Raw genomic sequence first — 22,724 nt, 5'->3', positions numbered from 1 at the left:
CATGATCGACGGCTCGCTCGACGCGATCATCCTTGCGGGCGGCCGGGCCTCGCGGCTCGGCGGCGTCGCGAAGCCGTTGCTCGAGGTCGGCGGACGCCCCCTGCTGACCCTGGCGGTCGATGCCGCCGCGGATGCCGGAGCGCGCCGCATCGTCGTCGCCGCGCCGCCGCTGCGGGACGACCCGCGCGTGCGGTGGGTGCGGGAGGACCCGCCCTTCGGCGGCCCCGTGGCGGGGATCGTCGCCGCGCTCCCTCACACCGACGCGACCTGGGTCCTCGTGCTGCCCGCAGACCTTCCGCGCGCGCGCGACGCGGTCGCACGCCTCCGGGCCGCGCGGCCGGGGCCCGACGGCGTCAGGATGGTGGATGCCGGGGGCCGCGCGCAGCCCCTCACGGCGATCTACCGGGCGCAGGCGCTCCGGGCCGCGGCATCCGCGCTCCCCCACGGCGGCCGCGACCTGCCCGTACGGGCGCTCGTGGCCGACCTGCGTGTGAGGGATGTTCAGGACGCCGATGAGAGCGCCCTCGACGTGGACACGTGGCAGGATCTGGAGGAGGCGCGGCGGCGCCAGGGGGTGCCGCAGGCCGCGCCGGAGACGGAGAGAACCATGTCCAGCGAGAATTCCCGCACCCTTCCGCCCGAGGCCCTCGACGCGTGGGCCGCCGCCCTGCGCGAGCGCTTCGACCTCACCGGCGACGACCTGCCGGTATCGCTCGTGCTCGACCTCGCGCGGGATGTCGCCAACGACGTCGCACGTCCCGCCGCTCCCTTCAGCGCCTTCGCCGCGGGCTTCGTCGCCGGCCGCGCGGGCGGGTCGCCGGAGCAGGTGCGCGAGGCCGTCGCCGCCGTCGTGGACCTCGCCGCCGCGTGGAAGCGGGACGGGTCCTGATGGCACGGGTGCGCTATTTCGCCGCCGTCGAGGAGGCGACGGGTCGCGACGAGGAGTCCCGACCCGAGACGACGCTCGGCGACCTGCGGGCGGCGCTGCTCGCCGAGTACCCGTCGCTCACCGGCATCCTGCCCCGGTGCGCCGTGCTCGTGGGCGGATCGCGGGTGGACGACGCGGCACCGCTCGCGGCCGACGCCACGGTCGACGTGCTGCCGCCGTTCGCCGGCGGGTGAGCCTCAGCCGCCGAGCCCCTTCCACGCGGTCGTGCCGTCCGCCTCCATCTGACGCTTCCACACCGGCAGGTCGGTCTTGATGGTCTCGATGATCTCCCGGCACACCTCGAAGGCCTCGGCGCGATGCGGCGAGGCCACGGCGATGACCACCGCGGCGTCGCCGACCGACAGCCGGCCGACGCGATGACTGACGGCGACGACCGCCGATCCGTCGCCGATCGCGGCGTCCGCGAGCCGCACGAGGGTCTCGGGGGCGTCCGGATGGGCGGTGTACTCGAGGGCGACGACCGTACCCGAGGCATCCGGATCGTGGTCGCGGACGCGGCCGACGAAGGTCGTCAGCGCACCGGCCGCCGCGTCGTCGACGGCGCGGAGGTGCTCATCGAGATCGAGCGGATCGGCGCTGATCCGGGCCAGGCGCACCCCGCCCATCAGTGGTCGCCGCCCGCGAGCTGATCGACGACGTGCCGCGCGACCGAGAGGACGACGGGCATCCCGGAGGCCACCGCAGCGGTGGAGCCCGGCAGGTTGACCACGAGGGCCGCCGAGGGATCGACGACGCCGGCGAGGCCCCGCGTGAGCATGCCGCCGGGCTTCTCCGCGGCTCCGCGACGACGCAGTTCCTCGGCGATGCCGGGCAGCTCGCGCGTGATCACCCTCGCCGTTGCCTCGGGCGTCCGGTCCCGGGGACCGACGCCCGTGCCGCCCGTCGTGACGATCAGGCGAGCGCCCGACCCGAGTGCGGCGTGCAGCGCGGCCTCGACGCTGTCGTCGCCGTCGGCGACGACGGCCGGCTCCGCGCACGCCCACCCGGCGTCCCGGAGAGCGGCGACGGCGAGGGGGCCGCTGCGATCGGACCGCTCGCCCGAGGCCGAGCGGTCGGAGACGGTGATGACCGCGGCGGTGGACGGCGCGGAGGTGTCAGGGGCATGCATCCCCCTCACTCTAGGCCGCGTCGGCGCGGTCGGCGTCGGCCTGCTCGGCATCCTCCCGAGCCTCGGCCGCGGCGACGATGCGAGCGGCCATCCCGGCGAAGATGAAGCCGTGGAACGGCAGCACCGCCAACCAGTACAGCCGCCCCGCGAGGCCGCGGGGGAAGAACACGGCCCGCTGCTCGTAGGTGGCGCCGCCGGCCGTGGGCACCGCGCGCATCTCGAGCCAGGCGAGCCCCGGCACCTTCATCTCCGCCCGCAGGCGCAGCTGCGACGGCTGCTCGCCACCGCCGCGCTCCACCTGCTCGACGCGCCAGAAATCGAGCGCGTCCCCGACGACGAGGCGGTCGGGATGCCGGCGGCCGCGCCGCAGCCCGACGCCGCCGACGATCTTGTCCATCCATCCCCGCGCCGCCCATGCGAGGGGCCACGAGTACCAGCCCCGTGTGCCCCCGATGCCCTCGATGACGGCCCACAGGTCCTCGGCGGGCGCCCGGGTGTCCGCCGAGCGGAGGTCTGTGAACACCATCCGGCCCGCCCACTCCGGGTCTGCCGGCAGGGGGTCGCTCGGGGCGTCGTGCACGGCGGCATCCTGCCAGCTCGTCTCGACACCGCCCGCCCGCTCGCGCCCGAGCGCGAGGGCCACCGCCCGCCGATAGGGCGTCAGCCCGCCCTCGGGGCGCGGGATGAGCGCGTCGACGTCGCGGTTCTTCACGATGCACTCGTTCTGCAGCGACTCCACGAGCGGACGGGCGATCGACCGCGGTATCGGGGTGACGAGGTTGACCCAGTGCGAGGCCAGTCCCGGCGTCAGCACCGGCAGCGCCGCGATGGGTCGCTGGCGCAGGCCCGCCTGCACGGCGTAGCCGTTCATCATCTGGCCGTACCGCAGCACGTCGGGCCCGCCGATGTCCACGGCGCGGTTCACGTCGGCATCGACCTTCGCGGCACCCAGGAGGTAGTGCAGCACGTCTCGTACGGCGATCGGCTGAATGCGGTTGCGCACCCATCTCGGCGCGGGCATATACGGCAGCACCTCGGTGAGATGGCGCACCATCTCGAACGATGCGGACCCCGAGCCGATCACGACGCCCGCCTGCAGCACGAGGGCGGGCACGCCGCTGGCCAGCAAGATCTCGCCGACCTCCACGCGCGAGCGCAGGTGGCGTGAGAGCGTCGCGTCATCCGGATGGAGCCCGCCGAGGTAGACGATTCGCCCCGCCCGGGCGGCCGCCGCGGCATCCGCGAGCGTCCGGGCCGCGCGCTGATCGGTCTCCTCGAACGAGCGCCCGCCGCCCATCGAGTGCACGAGGTAGTAGATCACGTCGGCGCCCCGGGTGGCCTCGGTGACCGCCGCCACGTCCGTCGCGTCTCCGATGACGATCTCGACCCGGTCGCCCCACTGGTAGGCCGCGACGCGCGCCGGGTCGCGGGCGAGCACCCGCACCCGATAGCCCGCGGCCAGCAGCCGCGGCACGAGGCGGCCGCCGATGTACCCGGTGGAGCCGAGCACGAGCGCGCGCGGCTGCTCCCCGTCCGCGCGCGGCGCGGCTCGCAGGGCCTCTTCGCGGCCCGTGGGGGCGGATGTCTCCAGCATGCCTCGAACCGTACGCGCCGACCCCGACCCCGACAAGCCGCTTGACACGGTCCATCGCGGCACGCGGGAGGGTCCCCGCGGAGGGATCAGGATGCCGCGGGGCGCTCCAGGCGCACGATCACCGACTTCGAGGTGGGGGTCCCCGAGACGTCGGCGGTCGAATCCAGCGGCACGAGCACGTTCGTCTCCGGGTAGTACGCCGCGGCGTTGCCCCGAGGCGTTCGGTACTCCACGATGCGGAACGCTTCCGCGCGCCGCTCCTCGAGCGATCCGTCGGTGCGCGGCCATTCGGAGACGAGGTCGACGATGTCGCCGTCCGCGAAGCCCAGCGCGGCGATGTCCTCCGCGTTCACGAGCACCACCCGGCGTCCGTCGTGGATGCCGCGATAGCGGTCGTCCTTGCCGTAGATCGTGGTGTTGTACTGATCGTGCGAGCGCAGGGTCTGCAGCAGCAGGCGGCCCTCCGGGATGCGCGGGTACTCGAGCGGGTTGGCCGTGAAATGCGCCCGCCCCGAAGCCGTGGCGAACCGCCGCCCGTCACGGGGACCGTTCGGGAGGAAGAACGTGCGCCCCTTCGCGATGCGCTTCTCGTAGTCGTCGAAGCCCGGGATGACGCGCTCGATGTGCGCGCGGACGAGCGAGTAGTCGCCCTCCAGGGCCGCCCAGTCGGCCCGCGGGATGTTCGCCGCGGCTTCCACGCCGGCGGGATCCGGGCCGCTCGCCTCCTCGGCGGCCGTGCGCTCCACCTGATCGCGGTCGACGTCGCCGTCGTGGGCGGGCGCCGCGTTCCGCGGGCTCACCCCCGTGGCCGCGTCGGCGAACACGAGCGCGCAGAGTCGGGCGATGATCGCGACCTCGCTGAGCATGTCGGAGGACGGCGGCTCGAGCCGCCCGCGCGACGCGTGCACCGCGCCCATCGAGTCCTCGACGGTCACGCGCTGCTCGCCCCCCGCCCGTGCGTCCCGATCCGTGCGTCCGAGGGTCGGCAGGATGATCGCGCGCCGACCGGTGACCACATGCGAGCGGTTGAGCTTGGTCGACACGTGCACGGTCAGATCGCACCGCGACATCCCGTCTTCGACGACCCGCGTGTCGGGCGTCGCGCTGACGAAGTTGCCGCCCATGCCGAGGAAGACGCGCACCTTGCCGTCGCGCATCGCGCGGATGGCCTCGACGGTGTCGTAGCCGTGCTCACGGGGCGCGGTGAACGAGAACTCCCGGTCGAGCGCCTCGAGGAACGCCTCGGAAGGCTTCTCGTAGATGCCCATCGTGCGGTCGCCCTGCACGTTGGAGTGGCCCCGCACGGGGCAGACACCGGCCCCCGCCCGGCCGATGTTCCCCTGCAGGAGAAGGACGTTCACGACGTCCCGCAGCGTCGGCACGGAGTGCTTGTGCTGCGTGAGCCCCATCGCCCAGCAGACGATCGTGGCCTTCGAGGTGCGCACCGTCTCCGCGACGTGGCGCAGCGATGCCTCGGATACGCCCGTGGCGGTCTCGAGCTCGCTCCACGCGACGCGGCTCATCTCGTCGACGTACTCGTCGAAGCCCACCGTGTGGGTGTCGATGAAGGCGCGGTCGAGCACGCCGCCCTCGCGCTCCTCCACCTCGAGGAGGTGCTTGCCGATCGCCTGGAAGAGCGCTTGATCGCCGCCGAGGCGGATCTGCACGAACTGATCCGCGAGCTTGGTCCCGCCGAGGATGACGCCCTTGGGCGTCTGCGGGTTCTCGAACCGCAGCAGCCCCGCCTCGGGCAGTGGGTTGATCGCGACGATCGTGGCGCCGCGCGCCTTCGCCTTCTCGAGCGCGCTCAGCATGCGGGGGTGGTTCGTTCCCGGGTTCTGCCCGGCGACGATGAGCAGATCGGCCTCGTGGATGTCTTCGATCGACACCGTCCCCTTGCCGATCCCGATGGTCTCGGTGAGGGCCGAACCGCTCGACTCGTGACACATGTTGGAGCAGTCGGGGAGGTTATTCGTGCCGAGGCCCCGCACGAGCAGCTGGTAGAGGAACGCCGCCTCGTTCGAGGTGCGACCCGAGGTGTAGAAGACGGCCTCGTCGGGGTCGTCGAGGCCGCGCAGGCTCGCCGCGATCTCGCCGAGCGCGTCGTCCCACGAGATGGGGCGGTAGTGCGTCGCGCCCTCGTCGAGGATCATCGGCTGGGTGAGCCGGCCCTGCTGCCCGAGCCACCAGTCGTCGTGGCCGCGCAGATCCTCCATGGAGTGCGTCGCGAAGAAATCGGGCCCCACCCGGCGCACCGTCGCCTCCTCGGCGACGGCCTTCGCGCCGTTCTCGCAGAACTCCGCGATGTGGCGCTTGTCCTCCTCCGGCCAGGCGCACCCGGGGCAGTCGAACCCGTCCTTCTGGTTCACCTGCATGAGCGTGCGGATGCTGCGCGTGACGCCCATCTGCTCGTTCGCGATCTGCAGGGCGTGCAGCACCGCGGGCACGCCGACGGCGACCTTCTTGGGTCGCGTGACGTGGAGACGGGACTCGTCGATGTCTGTGGTGGGGGGCTTCGTCGCCATGCGGCCATGGTACGCCCCGAGAGGCGGATTACCTATGCCGATAGGGACCGAGCCAGGTCTCCCTCAGCGCCCGACCGTGAACCCGGGGCGCTCAGGACGCCACCTCCGCGACGGGGCGCGATCCCGCCCGCCGACGGAACTCGCTGTCGAGCAGCCGCGCGAAGAGCACCGCGACCAGCAACGCCGATCCCGCCCCGAGCAGGGCTCCACCGAGAGTGTCGCTGAGCCAGTGCGCGCCGAGGTATGTGCGGGAGAACGCCATCAGCATCGTCCATGCCGCTCCGGCGATGGCCACCCACACACCCGGGAAGACGACGAAGAGCGCGACCGCGATCGTCGCGGCGTTGGCGACGTGACCGGAGGGGAACGATCCGAAGTCGGACACGACGATGATCTCCTCGGGCCGCGCGCGGCCGAAGAGGTGTTTGCACACCTGCACGAGACCCGCCGACACCGCGGATGCCACGAGGAAGTACGCCGCCGCCCACGGGCGTCGCAGCACGAGCAGGACGGCGACCACCGCCAGCGGCAGGGCGAGGATGCCGAACCAGCCGCCGCCGAGGAAGTTCATGGCGTAGGAGAACGAGAGCAGGATCTCCGTGCGACCGGCCGCGAGCCACGCGGACCACGCCGCGTCCACCGCGAAGGGATCGTTGCCCCGCCCGATGCTGATCCACGCGCCAAGCGCTATTCCGAGCACGGCCAGCGCGGCGCCGACGACGAGCCAGGTGCGTATACGGGCGAGGTGTGAGGCATCCATCGCGCCATTGTGCCAGCGCGGACGCCCGCCGCCGGTCACGGCGTGAGCGCCTGGACGCTGCGCGGCCGCACGACGAACCAGAGGGCGAGGATACCGATCACGGCGCAGCCCGCCATCACGGCTGCCATCGTCGTGCCGGTGATCGCCGAATCGGCCGACAACCAACCCACGACGGGCGAGACCAGGCCCGCGACGCCGAAGTTGACGGCGCCCAGGAGCGAGGCGGCCGTTCCCGCCGCCTTGCCGTGGCGGTCGAGAGCGAGCACCTGCGCGCACGGGAACGTGAAACCGCACGTCACCATGAAGACGAACAGCGGGATCAGGATGCCCCAGAGGCCGAGACCGAGCTGATCGAAGACGATGATCGCCACGGCCGACACGAAGAGCATCGCGGTGGAATACGCGAGCACCCACTGGGGACCGAAGCGGGCCGCCAGCCGCGATGCGACCTGCACCCCGATCACCAGCCCGATCGAGTTGACGGCGAAGAGGAGGCCGTACTGCTGCGCGTCGAAGCCGAAGCTCTCTTGGAAGAGGAACGACGAGGCCGACAAGTAGGAGAACAGACCACTGAAGGTCATGCCGCCGATCACGAGCACGCCGAGGAAGACCCGGTCGGTCAGGACGCTGCCGTACCGCTGCCACACCGTCGTCGTCCCTCGCTCGGACCGGCGCTCGCGCGGCAGCGTCTCGGGTATGAAGATGAGCGCAGCCACGAGCATGACGGCGCCGTAGATCGCGAGCACCACGAACAGGCCGCGCCACGGCATGACCAGCAGAAGTCCCGAGCCGATGAGAGGCGCGACGACGGGCGCGACCCCGGAGACGAGCGCAAGACGCGAGAGCATGACGACGAGGCGCCGGCCCCCGAAGAGGTCGCGCACGATCGCCATCGCCACGACGCCGCCCGCCGCCGCGCCCGCGCCCATCAGCACGCGAGTGATGCCGAGCGTCTCGAGCGTCGGGGCGAGCGCCGCGGCGACGCTCGAGACGACGTGCAGCGCGGTGACCGCGAGGAGGGGGATGCGGCGCCCCACCTTGTCGCTCAGCGGCCCGACCAGCAGCTGGCCGAGCCCGAAGCCGAGCATCGTGCCGGTCAGCGTCAGCTGGATCGCTGCCGCGGTGGTGTCGAAGTCCGTCTCCAGGACGGGGAACGCGGGCAGGTAGAGGTCGATCGTGAAGGGGCCCAGGGCGGTCAGGGCGCCGAGCAGGATGACGTACAGGAGCCGGCGGCCCGCGGAGATGCTGTCGCCCGGGTGAAGCATGATCGGCGCGGTGGCGGGATTGGATCCGAGGGTCCGGATCGCATCCGTGCGGGGTCGCCGGTCGGCCTCGGCCGCCTGACCGGGACGGACGACGGGGACGTTGGCGGTATCGAGCACGCAGGTTCTCCTGATCCCAAAGTCGGATCGAATCGATTCGATCCCCAGTCTAGCGCGCTCGCAGCGGCCGTCCAGGCTGGGCACGAGGCGCGCACATAGACTTTGCGGGATGGCGCACGGCGCCACACTTTCGACCCGTCGAGCCGAGAGCACCGCAGCATGTCCCCCAAGAAGCCCAGCGGCAACCCCGCCAAGCAGGCCGAGCAGGCCCTGACCGTCAAGCAGCAGCGTGAGGCCAAGCGGGCCGAGAAGCTCGCCGAATACCAGCGGCAGGTCGCCAAGCGGCGCCGCACCGGCATCATGTGGTGGGTCGTCGGAGGCGTCGCCGCGCTCGCCGTCGTGGGCGTGGTCGTCGCCTCGATCGTCTTCCAGCCGGCGCCGCGGCCGACCTACGAGGCGGGAGTCGGCTCCGGGATGCAGATCGAGGGGGTCGAGACGTTCTCGCACGACACCTCCCACGTGGAGGGAACCGTCGACTACGAGCAGTCGCCGCCCGCCGGCGGCCCGCACAACCAGTACTGGCTGAACTGCGGCGAGTACTCCCAGCCGCAGCAGAACGAGTATGCGGTGCACTCCCTCGAGCACGGCGCGATCTGGGTGACGTACGACCCCGAGCTCGTGCAGGGCGAGGACCTCGACACGCTGCGCTCCTACATGCCCTCCAGCTACTACATCCTCTCGCCGTACGAGGGGATGGACTCCCCCGTGACCCTCAGCGGGTGGAACTCGCAGCTGAAGGTCGACTCGGTCGACGACGAGCGCATCCCCCAGTTCTTCGAGGAGTACTGGCGCAGCGACCAGGCGCCCGAGCCGAACGCGGTCTGCACCGGCGCGATCGACGGCGAGAGCCGGGTCTGAGGTGACGGCCGACCCCGCCGCCCGGCCGACCCGCAGCGGCCCGCCGCGGTGGCTGCTGGCGACGCTCGCCGCTCTCGCCGTCGCCGCCCTGGCGTTCGCGGCGGGCCGATTCACGACCTTCGGCGCCCTCGACCAGGCCGCCTCCCCCACCACGACGTCGCCGGAGGCCGGCTTCGCGCGCGACATGCAGCTGCACCACGCTCAGGCGGTGGACATGGCGATGACGCTGTACCGGGAGACGGAGGACCCGCAGCTGCGGGCGCTGGCGTACGACATCGCCACGGCGCAGTCGGCGCAGCAGGGCGAGATGTATTCCTGGCTCGTCTCGTGGGGCCTCCCGCAGGCGGGGGGTCCGACGATGGCGTGGATGACGGATGCCTCGGGCCACGGCCACGGCGCGCCCGCCCGGGAGACGCTGAGGGAAGAGGACCTGCTCGTGCAGATGGGCATGGCGACTGACGCGCAGCTCTCCGCATTCGAGGCGGCGTCGGGGCCGGCCGCCGACTGCATGTTCCTGGATCTCATGACGACGCACCACGAGGGCGCGATCGACATGGTCGACGCGGTGCTGGAGCTCGGCTCCGAGCCCCGCGTCCGCCACGTCGCACAGGGCATGAAAGACACGCAGCGCTTCGAGATCGACGCGATGGCCGCGGCATCCGAGCGCCTGGGGTGCAGCGCCGACTGATGCGGCACCCTCCGCGTCCGGCGGACTGCGAGCCACCCCCCTGCATCGAGCCGCCGGACGCGGCGGGTGTCACCCCTTCGTCGAGCCTGCGAGCAGCCCCCGCACGAAGTATCTCTGGAGCGCCAGGAAGACGATGAGCGGCACCAGGATCGCGATGAACGCGCCCGCCGTGAGCAGGTACCAGTCCTGACCGCGGTTGCCCGTCATCTCGGCGAGGAGCTTCGTGATGGGCGCGACGTTGCCGTCGGCGAAGATCAACGCCACGAGCAGGTCGTTCCACACCCACAGGAACTGGAAGATGCCGATCGACGCGAGCGCCGGAACGGTGAGCGGCAGCACGATCCGGAAGTAGATCTGCCCGTGCCCCGCACCGTCGACGCGGGCCGCCTCGATCACGTCGGCCGGGACCTCCGACGTGAAGTTGTGCAGTAGATAGATCGCCAACGGAAGCGCGAAGATCGTGTGCGCGATCCACACCTGCGAGTAGCCCGACGCACCGATCGCCTGGATCACCGGCACCCCGAAGATGGTTCCCTGCGAGAACAGCTGCAGCAGGGGGATCAGCGCCATCTGGATCGGCACGATCTGCAGGGCGAACACGAAGAGGAAGAGGATGTTCTTGCCCTTGAAGTCCATCCACGCGAACGCGTACGCCGCGAGCGAGGCGATGACGATCGGGACGACGGTGGCGGGGAGCGTGATCGCGAACGAGTTCACGAAGGCGCCCGCCATGTCCAGCTGGCTGTTGCCCGACTGCAGCGCGGTCGCGTAGTTGTCGAGCGTGAAGCCCCAGTTCTCGAAGATCGTCCACCAGCCGGTGGTCTGGATCAACTCACGAGGACGGAACGAGGAGACGAAGACGCCGAACGTCGGCAGCGTCCACAGGACGGCGATGACGAGCGCGGCGAGCGTCGCCCAGCGCGAGGTGAGGCGCTTCTTGGTGCGACCGAGCGCCTCCCGCTCGGCCTTCTTCTCGCCCCGGGCGAGCTCTCTGCGGGAGTCTTTGTCCAGGGGCAGCTCGACGGGCTGTACTGCGCTCATCAGCGCACCTCCCTCTGCTTGGAGAGCTGTCTTGCGTTGTAGATGATGATCGGCATCACGAGGACGAACAGGATCACGGCGAAGGCCGCGGACCGGCCGGTCTCGAAGCTGCGGAACTGCGTGTACATCTCGTTCGCGATGACCGAGGTGTTGTTCGCTCCGGCGGTCATCGTGCGGACGATGTCGAAGACCTTCAGCGAGGCGATGGAGATCGTGGTCAGGACGACGATGAGGGAGGGCCGGATGGCGGGGACGACGACGTTGATGAAGCGCTGCCACCCGTTGGTGCCGTCGAGCTCGGCGGCCTCCAGCTGTTCCGTGGGCACACCCTTGATTGCCGCCGACAGCACGACCATCGCGAAACCGGTCTGCACCCAGATGAGCACGACGATGAGGAACAGCGTGTTCCACGGCTCCGCGGCGAGGAAGTTGATCGGCTCGCCCCCCAGCCACACGATCACCTGGTTCAGGAAGCCGATCTGGTTCTGATCGCTGGGACGGGCCGTGTACATGAAGCGCCAGATGATCGACGCCCCCACGAATGAAATCGCCATCGGGAGGAAGACGAGGATCTTGTAGTACTTCTCACCGCGCGTCTTGTCGATGAAGTACGCGTACGCCAGGCCCGCGATGGTCGACACGACCGGCGCGATGAGCACCCACACGATGGTGTTGATGATCGTGCGGATGCCGCTCGGGGTCGAGAAGACCCAGGCGAAGTTGTCGAATCCGACGAAGGCGGTGCCGCGCGAGTTCATGAACGCCTGGAAGACCGTCTGGATGGACGGGATCACGAGCCCGATGACGAGCAGGACGAGCGCGGGGCTCAGGAAGCCGACGAGCTGGAACATGTACCCCGCACCCTCCTTCGCCCGGAGATCGAGCCAGAAGAAGAGGAGACCGATCACCCCCGCGGCGAGGATCGCCCACGCGTAGGACTGCAGCGCCCACAGCACAACGAGGGGGATGAGGACGCAGGCGGCGAGGCGGATGACCGTGTAGATGCGCCCCTTGCGGGGGGCGATCTCGATGAAGAAGAGCAGCAGCGCGATCACGATCAGGAAGGCACCGATGATGATCGGGATCTCGAGCCACGGCGAGATCGTGCTCAGCCACTGGAGGAAGGCGGTCACGAGGGTCCTTTCGAGTGCTTCGTCGAACTCGGGGCGGCGCAGAGGTGCTCGGCCTGCCCCCAGGGTAGGGAGTGGGGCCGCCCCGGGAAAGGGGCGGCCCCACGAGCCGCGCGGGTCAGCTGGAAGGCCAGCCCGCCTCGATCTGCTCGAGCACCGTGGCTGTGGGCGTGCCGCCCACCCAGTCGCGCATGCCCGCCCAGAACGTTCCCGAGCCGACGGCGCCGGGCATCAGGTCGGACGCGTCGAAGCGGAACGTCGTCTCGGGATCCTGAAGGATCGCGATGGCCGCCGAGAGGATCTCACTCGAGGCGTTCTCGGGGTCGAGTCCGTTGTTGGCCGAGATGACGCCGCCGAGGCTCACGCGGCTGTTCGCCCACTCGGGGCTGGACAGGTACTCCTGCACCATCTGGACGGCCTCGCGGTCGTCGAACGCACCGACGATCTCGCCACCGCCGGTGACCACAGCACCCTCGGCACCCTCCTCGAAGGGCGGGGTCAGGAAGGCCCAGATGTCGCCGTCCTCGGCCACGGTGCCCCCGGCATCCGTGATGAAGCCGTCGTAGAACGAGGCCTGGTGGTGCAGGAGGCAGTCGCCCGACACCAGCGCCGAGGCCGGGTCGCCGAAGGGCGTCGTGCCGATCGACTGGACGTCGCCGAACCCGGCGTTGACGTAGTTCGGGTCGAGCAGGATCTTGCCGACCTCGTCGAACGCCGATGCGATCTGCGGGTCGGTGAACGGAACCTCGTTCGCGACCCACTGGTCGTAGACGTCCGTGCCGGACTGGCGCAGGACGACGTCCTCGATCCAGTCGGTGCCGGGCCAACCGGTCGCCGCGTCCGAGCCGAAGCCGGCGCACCACGGCGGCGCCCCCGTGCTCTGCTGGATCTGCGCGGTGAGATCGAGCAGCCCCTGCCAGGTCGTCGGCACCTCCCAGCCGTTCTCGGCGAAGGTCGACGGCGAGTACCAGATCCATCCCTTGACGCTCGCCATCAGCGGCGCTCCGTACAGGGTGCCGTCCACCGTGCCATACGCCGCCCAGTCCTCCGACCAGTACTCCGCGACGTTGTCGGCCACCGCCTCGGGCGCGGGAACGAGATAGCCGCGGTCTGCCATGTCGGCGAGGAGGCCCGGCTGAGGGAAGATCGCGAGGTCGGGCGGGGTGCCGCCCTGCGCGCGGACCGCGATCTGGGCCTCGAACTCCTGGGAGGCCTCGTACTCGATGTCGATGCCGTTCTCCTCCTCCCACTCCGCCCACGATTCGTTGAGCAGCTCGGCCTCGGTGTCGACGATCGTGCCGTAGATCGTCACGACGTTGTCGCCTCCCCCGCCGTCACCGCCGCCGTCGGACGCGCCAGGTCCGCCGGTGCACCCGGCGAGGACGAGTCCGCCCACCGCGAGTGCCGACGCCGAAACGAGGATCCTGCCCCGTCGCATGTTTGCCATCTGGTCCTCCTCATCGAGTACGCGTGTTGTTCGCGCTGTGGATCACCTTGCCGCAGGACACGGTTAGGGAATCGATTCCATGCTCACCGTAGATGAGCGCTCTGGCCCGCCACAACGACGGCAGATCACAACTTAATAACCTCGTGGAACCGCACGAAATCACGCGTGCTAACGTCACCTTCGATCGTCAAGAGGGCACAAAGAGGTGCCACGATCGGATGGAAACGTTTCCATACCCAACCAGTCGGAGTCGGCCAAAGGAGGCGCGATGAGCGGGATCGCCGACGTCGCCCGCGCCGCCGGGGTGTCGAAGTCGACCGCCAGCCGGGCGCTCACGGGCCGCGGCTACGTGTCGGAGCACACCCGCTCGCGCGTGCGGGACGCCGCCGAGCGGCTCGGATACGTCGCATCGACCAACGCCGCGAGCCTCGTCACGGGCCGCACGCACAACATTGCGCTCATCGTTCCCCGCGTCAATCGCTGGTACTTCGGCTCGGTCATCGAGGGCGTGGAGCGATCGCTGATCAGCGCCGGATTCGACCTGACCCTCTTCGTCGCAGAACCCGATTCCCGCGACCGCGAGAGCCTCTACGCCCATTTCCTCGCGCGCAAGCGGTTCGACGGCGTCCTGGCCGTCGCCCTCGAGCCGGACGACGACGACATCGAACGCCTGCGGGACTACGGCAAGCCCTTCCTGCACATCGGCAACGAGCTGCCGGGAATCACGACGCTCGGGGTCGACAACTTCTTGATCGGGCGGATGATGACCGAGCATCTGCTCACCCTCGGCCATACCGACATCGCCTTCCTCGGGCGGACGCCGCCGTCGGAGCCCTCGGCGCGCGACGTCGACGACCGCTCGGCGGGGTATCTGGCCGCCATGACGGAGGCGGGACTCGCGGGGAGCGCGAGGCTGGAGCCCGCGACGCTGACGCTTCCCGACGGTTACGCCGCCGCAGCATCTCTGCTGGCCGACCGCACGAGCCGGCCCAGCGGCATCGTCGCCGCCTGCGACGAGATCGGCATCGGGACGATGATCGCGGCCCGCCGGCTCGGCATCGCGGTGCCCGCTCAGCTCAGCGTCGTGGCGGTGGACGGTCACGACTACGCCGACATGTTCGCGCTCACCACCATCGAGCAGGATCCGGCCGCGCAGGGCGAGGAGGCCGTGCGACTGCTCCTCGAGCAGATCGCCGGCGCCGACGCGCGGCCCGTGCGCCATTCGGCCCCGGCCAGGCTCGTCGTGCGCGCGTCGACCGCTCCGCCCGCGCACACGCTTGCGGCGGTGTGATGCGCCGACGACGAAGGCCCCGAGCGGATGCCCGGGGCCTTCGTCGTCGCGTGGAACCTGATTACTTCAGGGTGACCGTCGCGCCGGCCTCCTCGAGGGAAGCCTTGGCCTTCTCGGCGGCCTCCTTGGTCGCGCCCTCGAGCACGGCCTTGGGGGCGCCGTCGACGACGGCCTTGGCCTCGCCGAGGCCGAGCGAGGTGAGCTCGCGGACGACCTTGATCACCTGGATCTTCTTGTCGCCGGCGGCCTCGAGGATGACGTCGAACGAGTCCTTCTCCTCGGCGGCCTCCTCGGCGCCACCCGCGCCACCGGCGGCGGGGCCGGCGGCCACGGCGACGGGAGCGGCAGCGGTGACCTCGAAGGTCTCCTCGAACTTCTTCACGAACTCGGACAGCTCGATGAGCGTGAGCTCCTTGAACGCGTCGAGCAGCTCCTCAGTGCTGAGCTTTGCCATGATGTGTCTCCTTGATATGGGGTTTGTTCACGCCGCGCGCCCTCAGGCCGCGGACTCCTGCTTCTCACGCAGCGCGTCGACCGTGCGAACGGCCTTCGACAGCGGAGCGTTGAAGAGATAGGCAGCGCCGAACAGCGAGGCCTTCATCGCGCCGGCGAGCTTCGCCAGCAGGACTTCACGGCTCTCGAGGTCGGCGAGCTTGTTGACCTCATCCGCGGTCAGGGCGGCACCGTCGAAGTAGCCGCCCTTGATCACGAGGTGAGGGTGTGCCTTGGCGAAGGTGCGCAGGCCCTTGGCCACGGCGACGGGGTCACCGTGGACGAAGGCGATGGCGGACGGGCCCTTCAGCTCGTCATCCAGCTCCGAGATCCCGGCCTTGTTCGCCGCGATCTTGGTCAGCGTGTTCTTCACCACGGCGTACTCCGCGTCCTGACGAATGCTGTTGCGGAGCTCCTTGAGCTCGGCAACCGTCAGGCCGCGGTACTCGGTCAGCAGTACGGCGGTCGAGTCCTCGAAATTCTTCGAGAGCTCGGCGACCGATGCATCCTTCTGCGCCATGGCCACTCCTTGTGTGTACGAGGCGCCCCACGATGGCGGGGCACCGGCCGAGGCCCCCTCACGCACAAAAAAAGCTCCGAGCGCAAGCGCACGGAGCTTCGATCCTGAATCGGATGTCGTTCGTGTCACCTGCGCGGGCCCCTGCTGTGCAGTGCTTCGATCGGCGCGGACTCTCGTCCGCACCGACGACCGGCGGTCTTCGGCTTCGGCCACTCTACCCGCCGCCGGCCTCGCCGCCAAATCCCGCCACGATCGCCCCCGCCGGCACGCGCCGCGCCCCGCGTGCCGGGCCGACGTCGCGCGGCGGGCGGGGTTAGGGTCGAGGGCGTGACCCCCGAACTCGCCGCACGGATCGTGGCCGACAGCCGCGACCGGGTCGCGTGGGTACGGGCGCGGTCGCGGGGCATCACGGCCACCGACGTGGCGACGCTCACGAGCGAGAACGCGATCCGCAAGGCCGCCGACGCGAAGCTCCTGGGCTCCCGGTTCTCGGGCAACGCGTACACGGACCACGGACGCCGCCGCGAGCCCGAGATCGCATCGTGGGTGGCGGCGACCCACGGCATCCGCCCGTCGAGCGCGCTCTTCCACGCGGTGGTCGAACCGAGGCACCTCGCGACACCCGATGGGGTGGCCGTGACGACCGACGGCCGCATCCTGCTCGCGGAGATCAAGACGACCAACAAGGCGTGGCGCTCGATCCCCCGCTCCTACCTCCGGCAGGTGTGGTGGCAGCAGCACGTGCTTGGCGCGGAGCGAACCCTCGTCGCGTGGGAGCAGCACACCGACTTCGTACCGGTCGGCGACGAGCCCCGGTGCGCGTGGGTCGACCGCGACGAGCGGGAGATCGACCGACTGGTACACCTGGCCTCCTCTCTCATCAACGAGCTGCATCGGCGGACGACGGGGGCACGGATGCCGCAGCCGGCGCCCGCCCGAGAGGCCTTTCGCGCGCTCGCCCTCGCCGACTGAGCGTCGCGGCTGCATCGCGACGCTCGTGTGGCCACGGCGCGCAGCGGCCTCCGTTCGGCGCGCCATCGCGCGGAGAAACTTGTTGATCCATGTCAAACATCCACATATATTTGACGTGGATCAATCATCGCGCCGACGTCGTCGCGCCCCGCACACGTGAAGAAGGGCCCGCATGACCACGACCTCCGGCACCACCGCCACCGACGCCTCCGCCGCGCCCCTTCCGCGACGCGGCGTGCTCCCCTCCCTGTCGGGCCTGCTCCTGGGCATGTTCGTCTCGATGCTCGCCGCGACCGTCGTCTCGACGTCGCTGCCCGTCATCATCCACGACCTCGAGGGCGATCAGGCCGCCTTCACCTGGGTCGTCACGGCGACCCTGCTCACGACGGCGATCTCGACACCCGTCTGGGGCAAGCTCGCCGACCTCGTCGATCGGAAGCTGCTCATCCAGCTCGCGCTCGTGATCTTCGTGCTCGCGACGGCGGCCGCCGGGTTCGCGCAGGACACGGGAACGCTCATCGCGTTCCGCGCCGTCCAGGGCCTGGGCGCCGGCGGTCTCGCCGCGCTCAGCCAGGTGATCATGGCCGACATCCTGAGCCCACGCGAGCGCGGCCGGTACATGGGCCTGTTCGGCGCGGTCATGGCGGTGGCCACCGTCGGAGGCCCGCTTCTGGGCGGTCTCATCACCGACAGCATCGGCTGGCGGTGGAACTTCTACGTCGCGATACCGTTCGCGATCGCCGCCCTCGTCATCCTCCAGCGCACGCTGCACCTGCCGCGCCGCCGGCGCGACCGGGTCTCGATCGACTACGTCGGCATCGTGCTGCTCGCGGCATCCGTGTCCCTCCTGCTCGTGTGGATCACGGGCGCCGGCGACTCCTACCCCTGGTGGGGCGTCGAGACCGCGCTCATGGTGGGCGGAGCGCTGCTCGGGGCGGTGCTGTTCGTGCTCGTCGAGCTCCGCAGCCGCGAGCCGCTCATCCCGCTCTCGCTCTTCCGCGACCGCACCTTCACCCTCTCCGTCGTGGCCTCCATCGCGACGGGCGTGGCGATGTTCGGCACCTCGGTCTTCCTCAGCCAGTACATGCAGATGTCCCGCGGCGCGAGCCCCGCCGAGGCGGGCCTGATGACCCTCCCGATGATCGGCGGCCTGCTCGTCGCCTCGATCGTCGTCGGCCAGCTGATCACGCGGTACGGTCACTGGAAGCCCTACCTCGTCGCCGGGTCGGTGCTGCTCATCGCCGGGTCATCGCTGCTGTCCACCCTGCACTACGACACGCCCTTCGTGCTCGTGTCCGTCTACATGTTCCATCTCGGCGCGGGGGTCGGCATGACCATGCAGAACCTCGTTCTCATCGTGCAGAACACCGCGCGCCCCCAGGACATGGGCGCCGCCAGCTCCGGCGTGACCTTCTTCCGCAGCCTCGGCGGCACGATCGGCGTGTCGGCGATGGGCGCGGCGCTCGCGGCGAGCGTGACCGACCTCTTCGCCTCGAGCCAGGCGCGGCTCGGCGCGGCGATCGCGGGCCTCGGGGAGCGGGGCGCGGACGTGGCGGCGCAGCTGACGTCGGGAACCCTGCCGGCGGTGAACACGCTTCCCGCCTCGGTGCGCGTCATCGTCGAGGACATCTACGCCCAGGGCATCTCCCACTCGTTCCTCATCGCCGTGCCGCTCGCGGTCATCAGCCTCATCGCGGTGATGTTCCTCCCCAACAGGTCCCTCCACCGCGCGACCACCCAGGAGCGGCTGGCCGCGTCCGAGGCGGGGCTTGCGACCGAGGCGGCCGGCGAGGCCGCAGCGGGCTCGGCGGCGGGCATCGCCGCGACGGATGCCGAGGCATCCGCTCGCCCCCCGCGCCGGTAGTGTCGTGGGTCATGGACGGAATCGGCTCGCCGGACGAACGGATCGACGCGGTGCGCGCTCTCGAATCCGAGTTCGGCGAGCTGATCGCCCGATTCCGGAAGGTCATCCACGCCAGCGCGCAGCGCCTGAGCCCCGGGATGCTGCCGGTCGCATACAAGACGTTCACCACGATCGTGCGCCACGGTCCCCTCACCCCGTCCGCCCTCGCCGAGGCCCTGACGGCCGACAAGGGGCAGGTCAGTCGCACGGTGCGGGAACTCGAGAGCCTCGGCCTCGTCGAGCGCCGCCCCGATCCCGGCGACGGCCGCTCGAGCCTGATCTCCGCCACGCCGGAGGGCATCGCCCGCCTCGAGGACGCCCGCTCACGCGACGGCGGAGGGCTCGCGGCGACGCTCGCGGACTGGCACGTCGACGACATCCGCACCCTCGCCCGCCTGCTCCACGCGCTGACATCCGGCGAGGCTCCGGGACGTTGACGGTGCGGTAGCACCGGCGTAACACCGCGGAGACAATGACGGGCTTTACTGGTGTCACATCAGCAACGTGCGGCACGCGCGACGTCGCGCAGTAAGGGGGAGGCGATGGGTTCCCACCCGCCGCAGGGCATGGCCACGATCGAGCCGGGCTCACCGCCCGTTCCGGAGACGATGCGGGCCGCGATCTTCGATCAGCCGGGCGATGCCTCGGTTCTGCGTCCGGGGCGGGTCGCCACCCCCTCCCCCGTCATCAGCGAGCTGCTCATCCGCGTCGTGGCGGCGGGCGTGAATCCGATCGACGTCAAGACGCGCGCGGGCCGGGGCGTCGCCGCAGCGCTCGGCGCCGGCCCGACCGTGCCCGGCTTCGACTTCAGCGGCGTCGTCGTCAAGGCGCCGTACGAGACCCACCCGCTCCAGCCGGGCACCGCCGTGTTCGGCATGGCCGCGTTCCCCCGCACACCGGGCACGTACGCGGAGTATGTCGTGGCATCCTCGCTCTCGGTCGCGAAGATGCCGAGCGCCCTCTCCCACGTCGAGGCGGCGGGGGTGCCCCTGGCGGCCCTCACCGCCTGGGGCCTGGTGGTGGAGACGGCCCACGCCCACGAGGGCCAGCGCATCCTCATCCACGCCGGCAGCGGCGGGGTGGGGCACTTCGCGGTGCAGTTCGCCGCGTACTTCGGCGCGCACGTCACCACCACCGCCTCCGGGCGCAACGCCGCCTGGCAGCGCGAGCTCGGCGCGGCGGTCGTCATCGACTACACGACGACCCGCTTCGAAGACGTCGTCGGCGACGTCGATGTCGTCATCGACCTGGTCGGCGACGCGGCGGGCCGCGTCGGATCGCGGTCGCTGAGCGTCCTGCGACCGGGAGGACTCATCATCAACGTCCCCACCGGAAGCTGGCCCACCTTCGCGGAAGACGCCGCGGCCGCGAGCGTGCGGGCGAGCACGTACAAGGTGATTCCCGACGGCGGCGCGCTCGCCACCATCGGGCGCCTGCTCTCCTCCGGCGCCGTCGCGGTCTACATCGACGAGGTCTTCGACCTGGATGACGCCGCCGCCGCCCACCGGGCGCTGGAGGCGGGGCACACCCGCGGGAAGATCGTGCTCCGCGTCAGCGACGACTGATCGGGGCGAGGGCCGAACGCGCCGCCCGGGAGACCTCGTCCGCCACCGCCGCCAGCAGCGTCGAATGCAGGTTCCACTGCTGCCAGTACAGGGGCACGCGGATGCCGGGGCCCCCGAGCGGCAGCAGCGCTCCGGCAGCGACGGCGTCTCGCGCCTGATCGTCCGGCAGCATCCCCCACCCGATCCCCGAGCGCACCGCCGTCGCGAAATCCGCCGACGCCGGGATGAAGTGTCGCGGCGGGGAGGCGACGGACGCGCCCCGCTCCCGGATCCAGCGCGTCTGCAGGTCGTCCCGGCGGTCGAAGTCGACGACGGGCGCGTCCGCGAGCGCCTCGACGGTCGCGCCGGAGGGGAACCAGCGCCGGACGAACGCGGGCGTCGCGTAGGCCTCGTAGACCATCGCCCCCAGTGCGGAGACCGAACAGCCCGCTACCGGCGCGCTCTGGGCGGTGACGGCGGCCACCGCCGTGCCGTCGGAGAGAAGCCGTGCGGTGAAGTCCTGGTCGTCGCGGTGCACCTCGAACATGACGGGCAGACGCTCGGCGAGCCGCGCGAGCGGATCCAGGAACCACGTGGCGAGCGAGTCCGCGTTCACCGCCACCGACAGGCGCACCCGGCCGAGCAGGTCCTCGACGCCGAGCTCCGTGAGCGCCTCCTGCTCGAGCAACGCCTGCTGCCGGGCCAGCCGGACGATCGTCGCCCCCGCCTCGGTGGGTCGCGGCGGCTTCGCGCGCACGAGCAGGACGGCACCCAGGGCATCCTCCAGCGCCCGTATCCGCTGGCTCACGGCGGACGGGGTGACGTGCAGCCGGCGCGCGGCGGACTCGAAGGATCCCTCGTCCACGACGGCGAGCACCGTGGCGGCGAGATCCGGCGCAATCTTCATGAAGCCACGCTAATGCACATGAAGTAACCTGAGCTTCACTGAAGTGGGCGATCGCCGTATCGTCGCATCGTGATCACCTCGGCGCTCGCAGGTCTCGGCCTGGGCCTCTCCCTCATCATCGCGATCGGCGCGCAGAACCTCTTCGTGCTGCGGCAGGGCCTGCGCCGGCAGCACACCCTCGCGGTGGCGCTCGTGTGCATGTCCAGCGATTCCGCGCTGATCATCGCGGGCGTCGCCGGCATCGGTCTCGTCCTCGCCCAGCTGCCGTGGCTGATCACGGCCGTGCGGTGGGCGGGAGCGCTCTTCCTCGTGGGCTACGGCATCCTCGCGGCGCGACGCGCCTGGCGCGGCGAGGATGCCGGCGTGGCCGAGGTCGAGCGCTCCTATCGGCCCGCGGCGCAGGCGGGCGCGCCCGCAGCAACGACACGGACGGCGCCGCAGACGCGCAGGGCGGCGATCCTCTCGTGCGTGGCGCTGACCTGGCTGAACCCGCACGTCTATCTCGACACCGTGTTCCTGCTGGGGTCGATCGCGAACACCCACGGCGACGACCGGTGGTGGTTCGCCGTCGGGGCCGTGGCCGGCAGCGTGCTGTGGTTCACCGCTCTCGCCTACGGCGCCCGCCTGCTGGCGCCGCTCCTGCGCTCGCCCGCAGCGTGGCGTGCGCTCGACGCCGTCATCGCCGTCGTCATGGTGGCCCTGGGCGTCAGCCTCGTCTGGCCCGCCTGACGCTCGCGGCGCCCCTGACCCCTGCTCCCCTGTCACGAACCGCTCGCGGCGTCCCGCTCCCCTGTCACGAACCGCTCCCGGCGTCCCGCGGCCCGGGCGGTTCGTGACAGGGGACGGTGGCGTTCGCGCGAACCGCCCGCACGCAGGAAGGCCCCCGCCGGAGCGAGGGCCTTCCTGTCGTGACGATGCGTCAGAGCGCGTTGACGTCCAGCGGGATGCCGGGGCCGAACGTGGTCGACACGGCACCCTTCTGGATGTAGCGGCCCTTCGAGCTCGAGGGCTTGAGGCGCACGATCTCATCGAGCGCGGCCTTCAGGTTCTCGTCGAGCTGCTCGGCCGAGAACGAGGCCTTGCCGACCACGAAGTGGACGTTGGCGTGCTTGTCGACGCGGAACTCGATCTTTCCGCCCTTGATCTCCTCGACGGCCTTGGCCGGGTTGGGGGTCACGGTGCCGGTCTTCGGGTTCGGCATGAGGCCACGGGGGCCCAGCACCTTTCCGAGACGACCGACCTGGCCCATCAGCTCGGGCGTGGCGACGGCTGCGTCGAACGACGTGTAGCCGCCCGCGACCTTCTCGATGAGCTCGGCGCCGCCGACCTCGTCGGCGCCCGCAGCGATCGCCGCTTCGGCCGCGGGGCCGGTCGCGAAGACGATCACACGGGCGGTCTTGCCGGTGCCGTGGGGCAGGATGACGGTGCCGCGCACCATCTGGTCGGCCTTGCGGGGGTCGACGGCGAGCTTGAGCGCGACCTCGACGGTCGAGTCGAACTTCGCCGAACCGGTCTCCTTCGCCAGGGCGACGGCATCGGTGGGCGTGTAGAACGTGTCAGCGGCGATCTTCGCCGCGGCGGCCCGGTAGGCCTTGGACTTGGTAGCCATGGTC

Annotated in this window: 23 protein-coding genes; 10 read left to right on the top strand and 13 right to left on the bottom strand. The window is 70.9% G+C overall.

Going from position 1 to position 22,724, the window contains the following annotated elements:
• The first annotated feature begins 1 nt into the window (after position 1).
• Complete coding sequence (locus ACIGCK_RS02835) at positions 2–889, top strand: NTP transferase domain-containing protein (protein WP_396663614.1); 888 nt, start codon at positions 2–4, stop codon at positions 887–889.
• Positions 889–1,122: a MoaD/ThiS family protein gene (locus ACIGCK_RS02830; RefSeq protein WP_396663612.1), complete on the top strand. Its 234-nt coding sequence runs from the start codon at positions 889–891 to the stop codon at positions 1,120–1,122. The genes ACIGCK_RS02835 and ACIGCK_RS02830 overlap by 1 nt, the downstream gene beginning before the upstream one ends.
• Before the next feature lie 3 nt (positions 1,123–1,125).
• On the opposite strand, the gene ACIGCK_RS02825 is transcribed toward ACIGCK_RS02830, so the two are convergent.
• From ACIGCK_RS02825 to ACIGCK_RS02800, 6 genes are all read right to left on the bottom strand, one after another.
• The gene (locus ACIGCK_RS02825; RefSeq protein WP_396663611.1) at positions 1,126–1,554 is read right to left on the bottom strand and encodes a molybdenum cofactor biosynthesis protein MoaE; all 429 of its coding nucleotides are present in this window, start codon (positions 1,552–1,554) and stop codon (positions 1,126–1,128) included.
• A complete protein-coding gene (locus ACIGCK_RS02820; protein ID WP_396663610.1) occupies positions 1,554–2,057 on the bottom strand; it encodes a molybdenum cofactor biosynthesis protein B in 504 nt (167 codons plus the stop codon). Before ACIGCK_RS02820 ends, ACIGCK_RS02825 begins: the two co-directional genes overlap by 1 nt.
• A gap of 10 nt (positions 2,058–2,067) precedes the next feature.
• Entirely contained in the window at positions 2,068–3,651 is a 1,584-nt protein-coding gene (locus ACIGCK_RS02815; protein WP_396663608.1) for an SDR family oxidoreductase, read from the bottom strand.
• An 86-nt stretch (positions 3,652–3,737) separates the two neighbouring features.
• Positions 3,738–6,176, bottom strand: a complete 2,439-nt coding sequence (locus tag ACIGCK_RS02810) for an FdhF/YdeP family oxidoreductase (protein WP_396663607.1) — start codon at positions 6,174–6,176, stop codon at positions 3,738–3,740.
• A gap of 91 nt (positions 6,177–6,267) precedes the next feature.
• Complete coding sequence (locus tag ACIGCK_RS02805; protein ID WP_396663606.1) at positions 6,268–6,936, bottom strand: phosphatase PAP2 family protein; 669 nt, start codon at positions 6,934–6,936, stop codon at positions 6,268–6,270.
• Between the two features lie 35 nt (positions 6,937–6,971).
• The gene (locus tag ACIGCK_RS02800) at positions 6,972–8,318 is read right to left on the bottom strand and encodes a multidrug effflux MFS transporter (RefSeq protein WP_396663604.1); all 1,347 of its coding nucleotides are present in this window, start codon (positions 8,316–8,318) and stop codon (positions 6,972–6,974) included.
• 159 nt (positions 8,319–8,477) lie between these two features.
• Between ACIGCK_RS02800 and ACIGCK_RS02795 the strand changes: the two genes are divergently transcribed.
• Both ACIGCK_RS02795 and ACIGCK_RS02790 read left to right on the top strand, forming a co-directional pair.
• Entirely contained in the window at positions 8,478–9,176 is a 699-nt protein-coding gene (locus ACIGCK_RS02795) for a DUF3105 domain-containing protein (RefSeq protein ID WP_396663603.1), read from the top strand.
• Position 9,177: 1 nt separating this feature from the next.
• Entirely contained in the window at positions 9,178–9,864 is a 687-nt protein-coding gene (locus ACIGCK_RS02790; RefSeq protein ID WP_396663602.1) for a DUF305 domain-containing protein, read from the top strand.
• Between the two features lie 69 nt (positions 9,865–9,933).
• On the opposite strand, the gene ACIGCK_RS02785 is transcribed toward ACIGCK_RS02790, so the two are convergent.
• From ACIGCK_RS02785 to ACIGCK_RS02775, 3 genes are all read right to left on the bottom strand, one after another.
• A complete protein-coding gene (locus ACIGCK_RS02785) occupies positions 9,934–10,905 on the bottom strand; it encodes a carbohydrate ABC transporter permease (protein ID WP_330171271.1) in 972 nt (323 codons plus the stop codon).
• Complete coding sequence (locus ACIGCK_RS02780) at positions 10,905–12,038, bottom strand: sugar ABC transporter permease (RefSeq protein ID WP_330171270.1); 1,134 nt, start codon at positions 12,036–12,038, stop codon at positions 10,905–10,907. The genes ACIGCK_RS02785 and ACIGCK_RS02780 overlap by 1 nt, the downstream gene beginning before the upstream one ends.
• 115 nt (positions 12,039–12,153) lie before the next feature.
• Positions 12,154–13,482, bottom strand: a complete 1,329-nt coding sequence (locus ACIGCK_RS02775) for an ABC transporter substrate-binding protein (RefSeq protein ID WP_396663601.1) — start codon at positions 13,480–13,482, stop codon at positions 12,154–12,156.
• 268 nt (positions 13,483–13,750) lie between these two features.
• Between ACIGCK_RS02775 and ACIGCK_RS02770 the strand changes: the two genes are divergently transcribed.
• Complete coding sequence (locus tag ACIGCK_RS02770; RefSeq protein ID WP_396663600.1) at positions 13,751–14,773, top strand: LacI family DNA-binding transcriptional regulator; 1,023 nt, start codon at positions 13,751–13,753, stop codon at positions 14,771–14,773.
• A 61-nt stretch (positions 14,774–14,834) separates the two neighbouring features.
• Here the strand turns inward: ACIGCK_RS02770 and rplL are convergent, their stop codons facing one another.
• Both rplL and rplJ read right to left on the bottom strand, forming a co-directional pair.
• A complete protein-coding gene (rplL, locus tag ACIGCK_RS02765) occupies positions 14,835–15,227 on the bottom strand; it encodes a 50S ribosomal protein L7/L12 (protein ID WP_330171268.1) in 393 nt (130 codons plus the stop codon).
• Positions 15,228–15,269: 42 nt separating this feature from the next.
• Positions 15,270–15,785, bottom strand: a complete 516-nt coding sequence (gene rplJ, locus ACIGCK_RS02760; RefSeq protein WP_396663599.1) for a 50S ribosomal protein L10 — start codon at positions 15,783–15,785, stop codon at positions 15,270–15,272.
• Positions 15,786–16,112: 327 nt separating this feature from the next.
• Here rplJ and ACIGCK_RS02755 point away from each other — a divergent pair, with 327 nt between their 5' ends.
• From ACIGCK_RS02755 to ACIGCK_RS02740, 4 genes are all read left to right on the top strand, one after another.
• Entirely contained in the window at positions 16,113–16,757 is a 645-nt protein-coding gene (locus ACIGCK_RS02755) for a YqaJ viral recombinase family protein (protein WP_396663598.1), read from the top strand.
• Positions 16,758–16,929: 172 nt separating this feature from the next.
• Positions 16,930–18,621: an MDR family MFS transporter gene (locus ACIGCK_RS02750; RefSeq protein ID WP_396663596.1), complete on the top strand. Its 1,692-nt coding sequence runs from the start codon at positions 16,930–16,932 to the stop codon at positions 18,619–18,621.
• Between the two features lie 11 nt (positions 18,622–18,632).
• Positions 18,633–19,097 carry a MarR family winged helix-turn-helix transcriptional regulator gene (locus tag ACIGCK_RS02745; protein ID WP_396663594.1) on the top strand — a complete coding sequence of 155 codons (465 nt, stop codon included), beginning with the start codon at positions 18,633–18,635 and terminating at the stop codon, positions 19,095–19,097.
• A 105-nt stretch (positions 19,098–19,202) separates the two neighbouring features.
• Positions 19,203–20,225: an NADP-dependent oxidoreductase gene (locus ACIGCK_RS02740; protein WP_396663592.1), complete on the top strand. Its 1,023-nt coding sequence runs from the start codon at positions 19,203–19,205 to the stop codon at positions 20,223–20,225.
• Here the strand turns inward: ACIGCK_RS02740 and ACIGCK_RS02735 are convergent.
• Positions 20,212–21,111, bottom strand: a complete 900-nt coding sequence (locus ACIGCK_RS02735) for a LysR family transcriptional regulator ArgP (RefSeq protein ID WP_396663590.1) — start codon at positions 21,109–21,111, stop codon at positions 20,212–20,214. The genes ACIGCK_RS02740 and ACIGCK_RS02735 overlap by 14 nt on opposite strands.
• 69 nt (positions 21,112–21,180) lie before the next feature.
• On the opposite strand from ACIGCK_RS02735, the gene ACIGCK_RS02730 reads away from it, so the two are divergent.
• Positions 21,181–21,840, top strand: coding sequence for a LysE/ArgO family amino acid transporter (locus tag ACIGCK_RS02730; protein ID WP_396663588.1), 660 nt, complete (start codon positions 21,181–21,183; stop codon positions 21,838–21,840).
• A gap of 190 nt (positions 21,841–22,030) precedes the next feature.
• Here ACIGCK_RS02730 and rplA read toward each other — a convergent pair whose 3' ends face one another.
• A complete protein-coding gene (gene rplA / locus ACIGCK_RS02725) occupies positions 22,031–22,720 on the bottom strand; it encodes a 50S ribosomal protein L1 (protein WP_330171262.1) in 690 nt (229 codons plus the stop codon).
• Positions 22,721–22,724: the final 4 nt, after the last annotated feature.

Origin of the sequence: Microbacterium sp. NPDC078428 (genome assembly GCF_044542535.1) — a bacterium.
In the GTDB taxonomy this organism is placed as follows: domain Bacteria; phylum Actinomycetota; class Actinomycetes; order Actinomycetales; family Microbacteriaceae; genus Microbacterium; species Microbacterium limosum.
Note: the sequence above shows the minus strand (reverse complement) of the source record. Positions and strands in the feature narration are given on the sequence as shown.

What these genes read in the sequence shown, in the direction of transcription:
- ACIGCK_RS02835 (WP_396663614.1), top strand. Translation starts at nt 2, where the DNA reads ATGATCGACGGCTCGCTCGACGCGATCATCCTTGCGGGCGGCCGGGCC.
- ACIGCK_RS02830 (WP_396663612.1), top strand. Translation starts at nt 889, where the DNA reads ATGGCACGGGTGCGCTATTTCGCCGCCGTCGAGGAGGCGACGGGTCGC.
- ACIGCK_RS02825 (WP_396663611.1), bottom strand. Translation starts at nt 1,554, where the DNA reads ATGGGCGGGGTGCGCCTGGCCCGGATCAGCGCCGATCCGCTCGATCTC.
- ACIGCK_RS02820 (WP_396663610.1), bottom strand. Translation starts at nt 2,057, where the DNA reads ATGCATGCCCCTGACACCTCCGCGCCGTCCACCGCCGCGGTCATCACC.
- ACIGCK_RS02815 (WP_396663608.1), bottom strand. Translation starts at nt 3,651, where the DNA reads ATGCTGGAGACATCCGCCCCCACGGGCCGCGAAGAGGCCCTGCGAGCC.
- ACIGCK_RS02810 (WP_396663607.1), bottom strand. Translation starts at nt 6,176, where the DNA reads ATGGCGACGAAGCCCCCCACCACAGACATCGACGAGTCCCGTCTCCAC.
- ACIGCK_RS02805 (WP_396663606.1), bottom strand. Translation starts at nt 6,936, where the DNA reads ATGGATGCCTCACACCTCGCCCGTATACGCACCTGGCTCGTCGTCGGC.
- ACIGCK_RS02795 (WP_396663603.1), top strand. Translation starts at nt 8,478, where the DNA reads ATGTCCCCCAAGAAGCCCAGCGGCAACCCCGCCAAGCAGGCCGAGCAG.
- ACIGCK_RS02785 (WP_330171271.1), bottom strand. Translation starts at nt 10,905, where the DNA reads ATGAGCGCAGTACAGCCCGTCGAGCTGCCCCTGGACAAAGACTCCCGC.
- ACIGCK_RS02775 (WP_396663601.1), bottom strand. Translation starts at nt 13,482, where the DNA reads ATGGCAAACATGCGACGGGGCAGGATCCTCGTTTCGGCGTCGGCACTC.
- ACIGCK_RS02770 (WP_396663600.1), top strand. Translation starts at nt 13,751, where the DNA reads ATGAGCGGGATCGCCGACGTCGCCCGCGCCGCCGGGGTGTCGAAGTCG.
- rplL (WP_330171268.1), bottom strand. Translation starts at nt 15,227, where the DNA reads ATGGCAAAGCTCAGCACTGAGGAGCTGCTCGACGCGTTCAAGGAGCTC.
- rplJ (WP_396663599.1), bottom strand. Translation starts at nt 15,785, where the DNA reads ATGGCGCAGAAGGATGCATCGGTCGCCGAGCTCTCGAAGAATTTCGAG.
- ACIGCK_RS02750 (WP_396663596.1), top strand. Translation starts at nt 16,930, where the DNA reads ATGACCACGACCTCCGGCACCACCGCCACCGACGCCTCCGCCGCGCCC.
- ACIGCK_RS02745 (WP_396663594.1), top strand. Translation starts at nt 18,633, where the DNA reads ATGGACGGAATCGGCTCGCCGGACGAACGGATCGACGCGGTGCGCGCT.
- ACIGCK_RS02740 (WP_396663592.1), top strand. Translation starts at nt 19,203, where the DNA reads ATGGGTTCCCACCCGCCGCAGGGCATGGCCACGATCGAGCCGGGCTCA.
- ACIGCK_RS02735 (WP_396663590.1), bottom strand. Translation starts at nt 21,111, where the DNA reads ATGAAGATTGCGCCGGATCTCGCCGCCACGGTGCTCGCCGTCGTGGAC.
- rplA (WP_330171262.1), bottom strand. Translation starts at nt 22,720, where the DNA reads ATGGCTACCAAGTCCAAGGCCTACCGGGCCGCCGCGGCGAAGATCGCC.